The sequence below is a fragment of the Shewanella sp. SM69 genome, assembly GCF_025653985.1.
GTDB classification, from domain to species: Bacteria; Pseudomonadota; Gammaproteobacteria; order Enterobacterales; family Shewanellaceae; genus Shewanella; species Shewanella oncorhynchi.
Window position 1 is genome coordinate 222,576 of sequence record NZ_JAKKRV010000004.1, and the last position, 12,653, is coordinate 235,228.

At 45.4% G+C, this 12,653-nt stretch carries 11 protein-coding genes; 4 read left to right on the top strand and 7 right to left on the bottom strand.

The window, feature by feature from the left end; all coding sequences use genetic code 11:
- Positions 1–61: 61 nt before the first annotated feature.
- Positions 62–628 (bottom strand): phosphoribosyltransferase, encoded by a 567-nt coding sequence (locus L5M37_RS08375; protein WP_028759331.1) that lies wholly within the window; start codon positions 626–628, stop codon positions 62–64.
- A gap of 290 nt (positions 629–918) precedes the next feature.
- Entirely contained in the window at positions 919–2,685 is a 1,767-nt protein-coding gene (locus tag L5M37_RS08380) for an alkaline phosphatase D family protein (RefSeq protein ID WP_263200084.1), read from the bottom strand.
- Positions 2,686–2,940: 255 nt separating this feature from the next.
- Here L5M37_RS08380 and L5M37_RS08385 point away from each other — a divergent pair, with 255 nt between their 5' ends.
- Together L5M37_RS08385 and L5M37_RS08390 are read left to right on the top strand one after the other, a co-directional pair.
- Complete coding sequence (locus L5M37_RS08385) at positions 2,941–3,366, top strand: HPP family protein (RefSeq protein ID WP_263161466.1); 426 nt, start codon at positions 2,941–2,943, stop codon at positions 3,364–3,366.
- Between the two features lie 99 nt (positions 3,367–3,465).
- Positions 3,466–4,071, top strand: a complete 606-nt coding sequence (locus L5M37_RS08390; RefSeq protein ID WP_263200085.1) for a DUF4274 domain-containing protein — start codon at positions 3,466–3,468, stop codon at positions 4,069–4,071.
- Between the two features lie 27 nt (positions 4,072–4,098).
- Here L5M37_RS08390 and L5M37_RS08395 read toward each other — a convergent pair whose 3' ends face one another.
- Positions 4,099–5,460, bottom strand: a complete 1,362-nt coding sequence (locus L5M37_RS08395) for an MATE family efflux transporter (protein WP_263200086.1) — start codon at positions 5,458–5,460, stop codon at positions 4,099–4,101.
- A gap of 412 nt (positions 5,461–5,872) precedes the next feature.
- On the opposite strand from L5M37_RS08395, the gene L5M37_RS08400 reads away from it, so the two are divergent.
- The gene (locus L5M37_RS08400) at positions 5,873–6,790 is read left to right on the top strand and encodes an alpha/beta hydrolase (protein WP_263200087.1); all 918 of its coding nucleotides are present in this window, start codon (positions 5,873–5,875) and stop codon (positions 6,788–6,790) included.
- Between the two features lie 79 nt (positions 6,791–6,869).
- Here L5M37_RS08400 and lgt read toward each other — a convergent pair whose 3' ends face one another.
- Both lgt and L5M37_RS08410 read right to left on the bottom strand, forming a co-directional pair.
- The gene (gene lgt / locus L5M37_RS08405) at positions 6,870–7,649 is read right to left on the bottom strand and encodes a prolipoprotein diacylglyceryl transferase (RefSeq protein ID WP_131523760.1); all 780 of its coding nucleotides are present in this window, start codon (positions 7,647–7,649) and stop codon (positions 6,870–6,872) included.
- Between the two features lie 216 nt (positions 7,650–7,865).
- Positions 7,866–8,336, bottom strand: coding sequence for a cupin domain-containing protein (locus L5M37_RS08410; protein WP_173242850.1), 471 nt, complete (start codon positions 8,334–8,336; stop codon positions 7,866–7,868).
- Positions 8,337–8,734: 398 nt separating this feature from the next.
- On the opposite strand from L5M37_RS08410, the gene L5M37_RS08415 reads away from it, so the two are divergent.
- Positions 8,735–9,643, top strand: a complete 909-nt coding sequence (locus tag L5M37_RS08415) for a GGDEF domain-containing protein (RefSeq protein WP_131523762.1) — start codon at positions 8,735–8,737, stop codon at positions 9,641–9,643.
- 160 nt (positions 9,644–9,803) lie between these two features.
- Here L5M37_RS08415 and L5M37_RS08420 read toward each other — a convergent pair whose 3' ends face one another.
- Together L5M37_RS08420 and L5M37_RS08425 are read right to left on the bottom strand one after the other, a co-directional pair.
- Positions 9,804–11,993 carry an OsmC domain/YcaO domain-containing protein gene (locus L5M37_RS08420; protein WP_263200088.1) on the bottom strand — a complete coding sequence of 730 codons (2,190 nt, stop codon included), beginning with the start codon at positions 11,991–11,993 and terminating at the stop codon, positions 9,804–9,806.
- 258 nt (positions 11,994–12,251) lie between these two features.
- Positions 12,252–12,482: a hypothetical protein gene (locus L5M37_RS08425; protein WP_113939077.1), complete on the bottom strand. Its 231-nt coding sequence runs from the start codon at positions 12,480–12,482 to the stop codon at positions 12,252–12,254.
- Positions 12,483–12,653 lie beyond the last annotated feature (171 nt).

Consider the following 12,653-nt stretch of genomic DNA (forward strand, 5'->3'; position numbering starts at 1 on the left):
ACGATTCATCGTTAACGCGTTTTTTTATTGCGAAAATAGTCTTTATCTCGCCGCGAGCAAGCTATTTAAACAGGTGCTGGATATTCTTTAAATCGCCCTTACCTTCGGCAATTTCTTCAGGCGTTAACCCTGTGACTTCGTGCGGGAAAACTAACCAGTCTTCAGAGGCGTGAATGTAATAGTCGGGTTTTAAAGGCACTGCGGTATTTTTTGGCTTGTAATAAGGGCAAGCGATACGGATATCGGTTGGCATATTTAGGCGCATCAGTTGGCTGAGTTTTTCTTTTAATGCATGAATACTACGGCCAGAGTCAAACACGTCATCCACAATCAACAAACCGTCACTCGCGTTCGCATTTTCAACGATGTAATGCAGGCCATGAACTTTGATTTCTTTGCTTTGTTTGTCGGTGCCAATCCCATAATAAGAAGAGGTACGCACGGCAATGTGATCGGTTTCAACTTGTTTAAAATCGAAAAACTCCTGTACCGCGATCCCGATTGGAGCACCGCCACGCCAAATACCCACGATAAATTGCGGACGAAAGCCACTCTCATACACTTGCGAAGCTAATAAAAATGAATCTTCCAGCAATTGCTGCGCGGTAACAAAATACTTTTCTGACATGACACAGTCCCCATCACATTGATTTTATTCTTAGGTCGTTAAAGCAAAAGCTTATGACCCCTGTAAGGTCTGTTCGGCGGGTAAAGGTTCCCAAAACACTAGAACAGCTTTGCCTTAGCAAGTGTAGGCAGCCGCCGAATTTTGGGAGCGAATTTTATACCAAAAAAATGCGATGTGCTGCAGTAATAGTAAGAACTTGCGTGACAACAGACATTTATTTTGTCTTTTAAAGCCAAAAGCAACAAAAAGGCCACCCTAAGGTGGCCGATAAACAAGCGAACAATACCGCATTAAACGATAGGCGTAATCACATGCTCGCCTACTTTTGTCTTAGTGCTATAACCACGGGCCGTTGCGACTTGGAAATCCTTCGACAAAATGGTATCCACATAATGCCAGTCGCTGCGCACCTCATCAGCGGTAAAAGTGAGCGTCATAAAGCCTCGGTCTTTTAAGTTAGCGTACTTAAGATCTGGCACTAACTCGACGATTGCCGCCTCGGTCGCGGGGATCTGTTCCGCTGGCAGATTCAAGTAATATTCAAGGCCCGGCGATGATACTGAGCTAGTCGCAAACTCCACCCCAACGGTATCGCCATTCACGTCTTTAAGCTCGTTAGCCCATGCATTATGGGTGTCACCCGCGATCACAACTAGGTTGAGATTTTTCGATTTAGCCGTACCTAAAATCACTTCACGCTCATAGGCGTAACCGTCCCAAGCATCTAAGTTGTACGGGATTGCAGGTAATTGCAGCAGTCCGATAACTTCTGGCGTGAGTAAGGCTTGATTGGCTTGAAGATATTGCAGCTCTTGAGCAGTCAGCGTGGGATCATTTGCCGCCGCACGGGCCGCTAGCTTAGCTAAAGCCCCTAACATGGCAAATTGAGGAATGCTCATCTGCTGAGTGGCAATCGCAGCAGGCAATGACATCTTACCCATTAATACCTGCTGTCCCAGTACTTGCCACTTGCCTGTCGACTGTAGCAATGTGCCCTGCAGCCATAATAATTGCGTCAACCCCAGCATAGTGCGAGTGGTCGAAGTGACATCGGCAAGGAAACGCTCACCCGCAAACGAGCCAGTGGTAGGATCCATATAATCGGCATAATCGAGCTGTTTATCACGGGCTAATACACGAGTATCCAGCATATGCAGATCGACGAGATTGCCGTAACTGAAGCTGCGGTAAATCTCTTCATGGTTCCCTTCACGCCATGGGCGAATCGGCAACCACTCGAAATAAGCTTGTAGTGCTGCTTCTTTACGAACGGCAAAATCCCCTTCGCCTTCGTTGTGATTCTCGGCACTATCACGCCAAGTATCATTGGCCACTTCATGATCATCCCACACTGTGATAAAAGGCACTTTCGCGTGTAACTTTTGCAGACTCGCATCGGTATGGTACTGACCATGGCGAGTGCGGTAATCACTCAACGTCAGCAACTCATTGGCGGGTAACACTTCACGCCCCAATTCGGCAGCATGCTCACTGGCATAACCACCGCGGGCATATTCATAGATGTAATCGCCTAAATGCACCACAGCATCTAAATCATCCTGCGCCGCCGCTAACTCATAGACGTTAAAATAACCGGCAGGAAAGTTAGCACAGGACATCACGGCTAATTTGACTGAGCTAACGTCACCCTCAGGCAGAGTGCGGGTTTTACCCACAACTGAGGTTTTATCACCCGTCATAAAGCGATAAAAGTAGGTTTGCCCGGCACGTAAACCACGGGCATCAATCTTAACCGTGTAGTCACGGCTCGCATTAGTGACAGTCTCACCTGTAGTCACTAATTGACTAAAGGCCGCATCGCTTGCCACTTGCCAACTCACTTTTACATCGCCCTCAGACTCAGGCGTGACACGAGTCCATAGGATCACGGCATCGACTGCCGGATCGCCACTGGCAATCCCATGTAAAAATTGCGCGGGTACAGAATTATCATCATTACTATCACTACAGCCCATCAAGCCGTAAGAGATCACAGCAACACCAACACCTTTGGCCGACATAGCCAAAAAATCACGACGAGTTACGGTACGATTCATTATTATTATTCCTTGTTAGATAAGGCTTCACTGGTATGAGGTCTAATAAGACCACGATTGTGAGATATCACTGTTACATATTTGTGACATCTTTGTCAGCCTTTTATGATATCTATCAATTCAAACACTTATACTGGATAGCGTACTTTATTTGTGCAGGACTGGCGTAGGTTACAGAGAAGCTGCTAACATCGGTGCAGGCTAACGCAGCGTGTTAAATGCACGCCTAAGAATGGCAAGAAAAGGAATTTAACAATGAAAGTCAGCGATATTATGAGTGATCAAGTCATCTGCATCAGCGATGGCGCCAGTTTGAAAGATGCCCACCATCTGATGCAAACCCGTGGCGTACGCCACTTACCTGTGATTTCTGAAATTGATGGCACCCTCGTTGGCGTACTCACCCATAAAAAGATGATCGCCAGCGTGATGACTATGTTGAACAAGTACGGCCAAGGCGCGCTCGAGCGCAAGGAACGATACACGCCGATCACAACTGTGATGGATAAAGACTATCAGCATCTCACCGCCGACGAGCCCTTAACTGTGGTGGTTGAATATTTTATCGAGAACAAACTTGGTTGCCTGCCCGTCGTCGATGTCGATAAAAAGGTACTCGGTATCGTCACTTCATCGGACTTTATTAAGCTGTGCCGTACCCTGCTGCAAGAGCAAGCGTAACGTTTTACGCTCCTTTTCTTCTATGTCAGCCTTTTACTACGTAAAGGCTGACGCTGTCTTTTTTATAAACTGTGTTTTCTATAAAAAGAAAGGATTCCCTTGGCTAAATTACTCTCACAAGAACAATTTATTCGCGCCTATGAATGCGCAGAATTTGGCTGTTTTGCCAATCAACAACAACTCGCCAAATTACTCGCCGATCCCGATTACGACTTTTTACATCAAGACAGTACCTACTTTGGCAAAGCGGCGACACAAATCACCTGTATCAGTGACTTACAAAGTATGGAGGAATTGCATTTTGTCGCGGCCAACTTGAATTGGGATAACGATGATCCCGACATGGTCAGGGCGATTATCGAACATCCACTCTGCGACGCAGGTACCGCCTTATTACTCTACTGGTACGGACAAGGCTTTTATTACTCCACGCCAGAGACGCTCGATACACCTTTTGGACAGCTATTCAAAACCATAACCGATAGATTTGTTGAACGCGGCTATGCCAGTTATAAAATCCATTTTGACCCGATTAAAGAATGTTTCATGCCCTCATTAGAGGACGTTCTTACTAGAGGATGCCAAATTCCAGGGGCTATTTTTGCCCCTTATAGCACTATGGAAATCGAAACCGATGAAGGGCACCCAAGGTATCTACAATTTAAAAATGAACTACTGAAATCGGGCAAATGGGGCAACCAATAAGTGCTGACCTTTTGTTATCAGCGCGGTTTAAGCTGGGGTTACTGGCGGAATACGCGTAAAACGCTGCCAGCGACCCGAGCGCCAACGCTGCACCATAATCAATCCACGCACCCATTCATCTGCCGCGACGGCAAGCCAAGCAGCCAACACGCCATAACCTAAATGCAAGCCAAAGAACCAAGCAAAAAATACCCCAATACCCCACATACTAAAGAGGCCTACCCGCACAGGGAACGCCACATCACCCGCGCCTTTTAAGGCCGAAATAATCACCAGATTAAACACTCGCCCTGTTTCAAGCGCGATGGAACCCGCAAGCAATAACGCTGTTAATTGGATGACGTCTTCGTTTTCACTCAACCAGCCGACAATAACGAATCGCTGCAAGTAGAAGACTAATACTATGGTCAGTGAAGCCACAAAGCCCACCAAACAGTAACGCTGCACCCGAGTGGTGATTTCATCGAACCATTGTTTACCTACATAGTATCCAGTCTGAATTTGCGTCGCCTGCCCGAGTGCTACCGCAAAACAATAGATAAAACGGCTAATATTCAAGCCATAGGTGTAGGCCGTGAGCGATAAAGTGCCCATCTGGCTGATAAAGTAGATGATGGTCATCTGAGCCACATTGTAAGACAGCATCTCACCAGCATTGAGCAGGCCAATACGCATCACACTCCAATAAGTGCTGCGAGGTAAAAGATTAAGTCGTTGTATTGGCAGCGGAATTTGCTTATGCCGGATCACCATCAGCATGATAAACGCACCGATGATCTGGCTGGTCACTGTCGATATCGCCACCCCTGTTACCCCATAAACAGGTAAACCAAAGGGTGAATACAGGGCAATATAATTACCGATCACGTTCATTAAGCCCGTGCTTGAGGTAACTAACATGGCCGAGCGGGTAAAGCCGTAACTACGCAAAATAGCGGCGAAGGCAATGTTCATCACTAGCCCTATGCTCAAGCTGCCGCAAATAACTAAATAGTCATATCCAAAACCAGCCACATCGTGCTCAAGCGCAAATAAGCCGATAATACCCTTAGCACCAAAGAACATAGATGCGCCCATGACCAAGGCTAATACCAAACTCAATACGACACTCGCCACCCCGATATCGACAGCCTGCTGCGGTTGACCTGCCCCATTGCTTTGGCTAATCAAAATACTCGCGCCCGTACTCACCATCATGGACATGACCATCATGAAGAACATCAGTTGAGTCGTGAGTCCCACCGCGGCAACCGCATTATCGGAATAATGGCTCAGCATAAAGATATCGCTGATCCCAAGCAGAGATTGCAACAAGGTCTCGATAAAAATCGGCCACGTCAGGGCAACTATGCCCATGCGCTGTTGCAATGTTTTGGGTGCTTTTGCCACGAAAGATTCCTGCAAATAGAGAACGAATAACGAGTGTGGTCGCTGGCTCAATGTGTCGCTCAAACGGCATCTTGGCAACCTATATTTTAGCCAAGAAACTGAAACCCACTTTCACAAATCGACATCAAAGCGCTATCGAACGCACAATCAGGCGGACATTTAACCGCATTAAGCCTGACAGTCAATTAAGTTGGTAATTTTCTTACAAGACACCCTACAACTCAATCTGTAATAGTGAAAAAGATGCCGACTGCAACCGTATTCATTACTAAGTTAATACCAAAGTTAATTTCCGCAATCATGATAGAGCTCATGGCTAAGTGTGAATCTAGGCTACCAATTCAATTAAGCTGCCGATAAACTCAGCCCATTGCAGAACAGCCGAGCGCACTAAAAATTGAGGGAGTATTAAATGAGCCAACTCTATTTAGAAGAGGGAATTAAACAATTGGTTAGCGAGTTTATCGCGGCGGGCTGCCCATCGGTGCGAGAGCAAAGTATTGAGCAACGTAGACAAGGTTATATTGCCAGCACTGTACTCGCGGGTGAGCCTGAAGAGGTGTTCGAGGTTAGATCTATTTCCATCGATGGCGCAGAATTAACTCTGTTCAAACCCTCGGCGGCAAACAATTTACCTATCGTCATTTACTACCATGGTGGCTGTTTTGTCAGTGGCGGCGTTGAAACCCATAATCAACAACTGCGAAAACTCGCCAATGATTCTGGCGCACTGGTGATCGCCGTTCGCTATCGCCTCGCCCCAGAACATGTTTATCCCGCTGCCCACGACGATGCCTGCCATGCTGCAGAAGTCATCTATCAACATTGCCACCAATGGGGCGGTGATAGCACCAATATTACCCTAATGGGCGACAGCGCTGGCGGCCATTTAGCCCTAGTCACTTGCCTGCGTTTAAAAGCCAAAGGGCAATGGTTGCCACACAAACAAGTGCTTATCTATCCTATGCTCGATGCCACCGCGAAGAGCCAAAGCTATAGCGACAATGGTGAGAAATACATCATCACCCGCGACACCTTGCTAACAGGTTTCGATCTGTATTTAGATTGGCACCCCAGAACCGATGCCGAAGCCAGTCCACTACGCCGTGATGACTTAGCAGGCTTACCCGAAACCCATATCATCACCGCCGAATTCGATCCACTCGTCGATGAAGGTGAACAGCTATTTAGGAATCTATTAGAGGCTGGCGTAAATGCCCACTGCCGTCGTTATCTTGGCGTCATCCATGGCTTCTTCCAACTCTCAGGTGTGAGTCGTTCCGCTCGGGATGCCATGGTGCAGGTGACCAATATAGTGAAGACAGACTAACGTCATACTTGATGATTCATTCATAAAAAAGGCTTTCTATCTAGATAGAAAGCCTTTTTTAATCGTTTGATATTCAGATTTAAACGGTTTTCTTTCGATACGCCAAGAACAACAAGACTATACCTACGGCTAAAAACGGTAAGCTCAGAAGTTGTCCCGCACTTAAGAAAGTTTCAGAGTAAGCCGCTTGGCTAACTTTAATCGACTCAATCGCAATTCGCGCACTAAACACCGATACCAGAAACAGGCCGAAAATAGCCCCATGTCTTTGTTTAATCTGCGTGTATTGATACAAAGCATACAGACCAATAAAGATAGCTAAATAAGCGAAAGCCTCATAGAGCTGTGCTGGATGTCTTGGCAACATGTCGACACGGGCAAATATAATGCCCCAAGGTTGAGTCGTAGGATCGCCTAAAATTTCTGAGTTGGCGAAGTTTGCCATACGCACAAAAAAGCCAAAAATGGCAGTGGCGATAGCGAGTCTGTCCAACAAAAACAGGAAGGGTAGCTTCACTTTACGTTGGTAATAATACAAGGCCAGAATCGCGCCTAAACCACCACCGTGGCTGGCGAGTCCGCCTTCCCAAATCGCCAAGATCTTAAGCGGATGAGCAAAGTAATAAGTCGGATCGTAGAACATACAATGGGCCAAACGCGCGCCCACAATAATGCCAACCACACAATAAATCAGTAAATTATCAAGGGACTCAAGATCGAGATTTTCCTTGATATAAATCCGCTTCATCACCTGAAAACCAGCAGTAATAGCAACAGCAAACAGGACTCCATACCAATGTATTTTTAGTCCCATAAACGAGATTAATACAGGATCGAGCTCCCACACTAAGTGTTCCAAATTCAATTACTCCATAACACTTGGTACATAGAGGTACGCCAAAAAGCATGTTTTACGTGGTTAAACGCCAATAGACAAGCCTTGTCGCGGGGATATCTTACTATTGAGTCAAATTTAATGACTCAGAGCGACCTTAGTTTAGCCGAATGAGGCAATGTCAACCAAGTTACCATTTAACGAATCAACTGGCTAAATTTAACTGACTTTAGCGCCCCCCTAACGGCTCAGACGTTGGATGATGTCACTATGCTGTGGATATTGGGCTAACAAAGTTTGTTGGCTAAACAGCTCAAAATCATCAAAGGTAAAACCGGGCGATACCATGCAGCCCACTAATGAAAAACCATCTTGATTCATGGCAGAACCAAAGATACAGCCCTTAGGGACTAAAAACTGTGGCCGCTCGCCCGCAGCTAAATTAAGCCCTAATTGCGCCGTCGTTAGCACCCCATCAGGATCAATCATGTAAATCGTCAGTGATTGCCCCGCATGGAAATACCACATTTCATCAGCTGTCAGACGATGGAAATGGGAAACCTCTCCCGTACGCAGCAAAAAATAGATACTGCTCCATAATGCCCGAGTCTGATCAAATGCCGTTTCTGAACGATAGGATGAGCGGTAATAACCGCCTTCAACATGCTGCTCTAGCGCTAAATGTTCAATAAAATCATCTGCAGTATGCATTATAAATCCCTGTGTAAAATTAAAACCACAATTAAGGCCCTAGATTCTACTCGAAAATCATCTGTCCACTAAACACCGCAATGAAGCTTTTTGAACATAAGCACAAACGCTAAAGTTCAAGACATCACGACTGACTTGATACGATCGCAGGACTTAGATTTTAAGCCTCAACAGGGATACAACTCTGCGCCATCGAACGCTCTGATGCCTTGGTAAAATCGCGACGACAAATAAATTGTACGGCATATTGTTATGGTTTGTTGTTACCCACAAAAGCGGCTAAATTGTAATGAGTTCGCAGGATGCATTCGCGGCTAAAGCGCCAAAGAGTAGTTTATCTATGATAACTTGGACACGCGGACTTAAGGTTGGGTGATTTTCCACAGGGATTTTAATCGATGATCAAAATAGAAGAAATGGCTTTAGTCCTTGATGCACTTCCTGATCCTACTTTTGTTCTGTCAAAAAGTGGTAAATACATTGCCGTCTTCGGTGGTAAAGATGACCGTTATTACCACGATGGTAGTGGCCTAATCGGCTTGTATCTTAGCGATGTGTTAAAGGCTGATAAACTCAATTACTTTTTACAGGTTATCGAAAGTGCATTAACCAGCCGAAAATTACTGATCGAAGAATATGAATTGAGCAATAAAGATGTCAAAGGCTTACCCGATATAGGCCCTGAACAACCCATTTGGTTTGAGGGACGCATTCAAGCACTAGACTTTCTGGTTGATGATGAGCCTGTGGTGCTTTGGGTCGCCAGTAATATTTCCAAGCGGCATGAACTTGAACTGCAACTACGTCAACTAAGCGATACCGATCAGCTGACAGGGCTGTATAACCGTCGCCGCTTAGAACGTGATTTAACCTTTCAATTCGATATATTTCAGCGCCACCGTATTCCCACCTCAATCTTGATCCTCGATTTAGACCATTTAAAGTCCATCAATGATCAGTTGGGTCACTATGCTGGCGATCAAATCATCATCGCAGTTGCCGAAACCTGCCGAACTCAATTTAGAAAAACCGATAGCGCGTATCGTTTTGGTGGCGATGAATTTGTGATTGCCCTACCTGGGGTAGAGCATTCGCAAGCGGTTGAATTTGCAGAATACCTCTGCGATTGCTTTTACACTGAACTGCAAAAATATGCGGTCAATGGCTTGTTTGCTACCGTAAGCATTGGAGTCGCTTCTATCGAACCATTGGATAAGTCCTATGAAGAAACGCTTAAGCGGGCCGATGCGGCCTTGTATCAAGCTAAACGTAACGGTAAAAATCGAGTTATATCAAATACAGCCTAAGCGGGCTGAACATTTCAAACCACACATAGCAATAACAAGCATCCTTAATAAGTGATAGCCACAAGTGCTCATAAGAAGCGCGAATCAAAAGAGCAACAAACAAAAAAGCGAACCAAAGGGTTCGCTTTTAAACACATTAAGCTAATGCCAACTAACAGAATTAATTCAGATTTTTCGCAGCTCTACGGGCTTGATGCAGCTTCTTATAGCTTTCAATCAATCTTAAATGCGGCTCAATACCTTCAAGCTGCATGCTGGTCTTAGTTAAGCCATAAAAACGCACTTTACCTGTGACTGAACCGACAACATTGTCCATCACATCTTTACCGAACATACGGTTGAAGTTATGGATAAAATCATCAAGTTCTAACTCTTCATCTAAAGTCACTTCCAGCACAGCATTCATGGCTTGGTAGAACAGGCCACGTTTAACGGTATTGTCGTTAAACTGTAGGAACTCACCGACCAGCTCAATCGCGTCTTCGTGTGCACCGAGTGCTAAATAAATCAGGATCTTAAGCTCAATAATCGTCAGTTTTCCCCACACGGTATTTTCATCAAATACAATGCCGATTAAGGTGCGAATATCCGTGTAGTTATCGAGTTGGCTTTCTTCTAAACGGTTGACCAAATTAGCCAATTGCTTAGTGCTTAACGAATGCAGATTTAAGATATCTTCACGGAACGCCAGCGCTTTGTTGGTGTTATCCCAAATCAAGTCATCAACTGGATAAATTTCAGAGTAATCAGGTACTAAAATACGACACGCCGATGCGCCTAAATCGGTAAACTCGGCGATATACACCTCTTTACCTAACGCTTCTAAGATCCCAAACAGGCCGTCGGCTTCTTCTTCGCTGGTGCCAGAAAAATCCCATTCGCAGAATTCATAATCAAATTTACTGCTGAAGAAGCGCCATGAAATCACTCCTGTTGAATCAATAAAGTGCTCAACAAAGTTTTCTGGCTCGCTGACCGCCATGCTGTTAAAGGTCGGTTTTGGCACATCATTTAAGCCTTCAAAGCTACGGCCTTGCAGCAATTCAGTTAAGCTACGCTCTAACGCCACTTCAAAGCTTGGGTGCGCGCCAAAGGAGGCGAATACACCGCCAGTTTTCGGGTTCATCAGGGTGACGCACATCACTGGGAACTGGCCGCCGAGTGAGGCATCTTTAACCACAACTGGGAAGCCTTGCTCTTCTAAACCGTTAATGCCCGCGAGGATGCTTGGGTACTTTTCTAGTACAGACATAGGCACATCGGGCAGGACAATTTCTTGCTCAATAATTTGGCGTTTTACAGCGCGCTCAAAAATCTCTGACAAGCACTGCACATGGGCTTCTTGCAGGTTATTACCCGCACTCATACCATTGCTTAAGAATAAGTTTTCAATCAGGTTCGACGGGAAGTAAACCGTTTCACCGTCAGATTTACGGGTGTAAGGAATCGCACAGATACCGCGCTTAACATTACCCGAATTAGTATCAATCAAGTGCGAGCCACACAGCTCGTCGTCTGGGTTATAAATCTCTAAGCAATAGTCATCGAGAATACCCGCTGGCAGCGCATCGTCTTCCTCTAACGCAAACCACTTTTCATTGGGATAATGCACAAATTCGCTATTGGCGATTTCAGTCCCAAAGAATTGATCATTATAGAAAAAGTTGTTATTCAGACGCTCAATAAACTCGCCGAGTGCCGAGCACAGCGCGCTTTCTTTGGTCGCGCCTTTACCATTGGTGAAACACATTGGCGAAGCGGCGTCACGAATGTGCAGTGACCACACGTTCGGCACGATATTGCGCCATGATGAGATCTCTATCTTCATTCCAAGATCGGCGAGCATGCCCGTCATATTGGCAATGGTTTGCTCCAGCGGCAGATCTTTACCCAGAATAAAGGTGCTCGATACGCCATTAGGCTGGCCCATCAACATGGCATTGGCGTCTGAATCTAGGTTCTCAACGGTTTCAATTTTAAATTCTGGGCCCGTTTGCACCACTTTTTTAACCGTACAACGGTCAATCGAGCGCAGAATACCTTCGCGATCTTTCTCCGAAATATCTTCGGGTAACTCAACTTGAATTTGGAAAATCTGGTTGTAGCGATCTTCTGGATCGACAATATTGTTCTGCGACAGTCTAATGTTATCCGTTGGAATATCACGGGCTTTGCAATATACCTTCACGAAATAGGCCGCACACAGGGCTGACGATGCTAAGAAATAGTCAAACGGACTAGGGGCAGAACCATCCCCTTTGTAGCGGATTGGCTGATCGGCGGTCACGGTAAAATCATCAAACTTGGCTTCAAGTCTAAGATTGTCGAGAAAATTAACTTTGATTTCCATTGAATATGATTTCCACTAAATATGCGAGTCTGTAGCAGCCCATCGACCAAGTCGCGTCATTGGTAATGAGTCATTAAGGGTGAATTATCGGTGTTTTTGGCCCATTAGTCTTGGGTTAATTATGTTAAAAACCATAATCAGGGCATTTACGGCTGAGCTTGACGGTTTGAATAGCAGGGTTAAGCGAGTACTTAGATTGAGTCTCAAGAAGGCGAGGAAACCAATGAGTCGCAGAGTAACACTCTGCGCAAAAACGCATTATGGATGTTTTTCAGTTTCTCGCTTAACCAACAGAAAGGTTAAATACATCTTAGTCGGTAATGACAAGGCCATGCCAAAGGCGACACACATAGCGCTGATAATAATCCCTTGCACGCCCATCGCCTCAACAGTTTCATTAAAGTTATGCAAGTAGATGCCCAACGCAATAAGACAAATGCCTACAGTAATGCAGATTTTCAGCGTTAGGATCAACTTTTCATTCGTCACAACCCTGCCCTTACTGTTCGCCACTATCTACACCAGGCTGCACCAGCTCTAGCTAATTTTGCATCAATTTTAGCTAATATAGTGAACTCATTGGGCCCATATAGTGTTGATAAAGATCAAAAGAAAGGCCTAGATTCACAGCATAGTTAACAATTTTGGAATAAATCAACA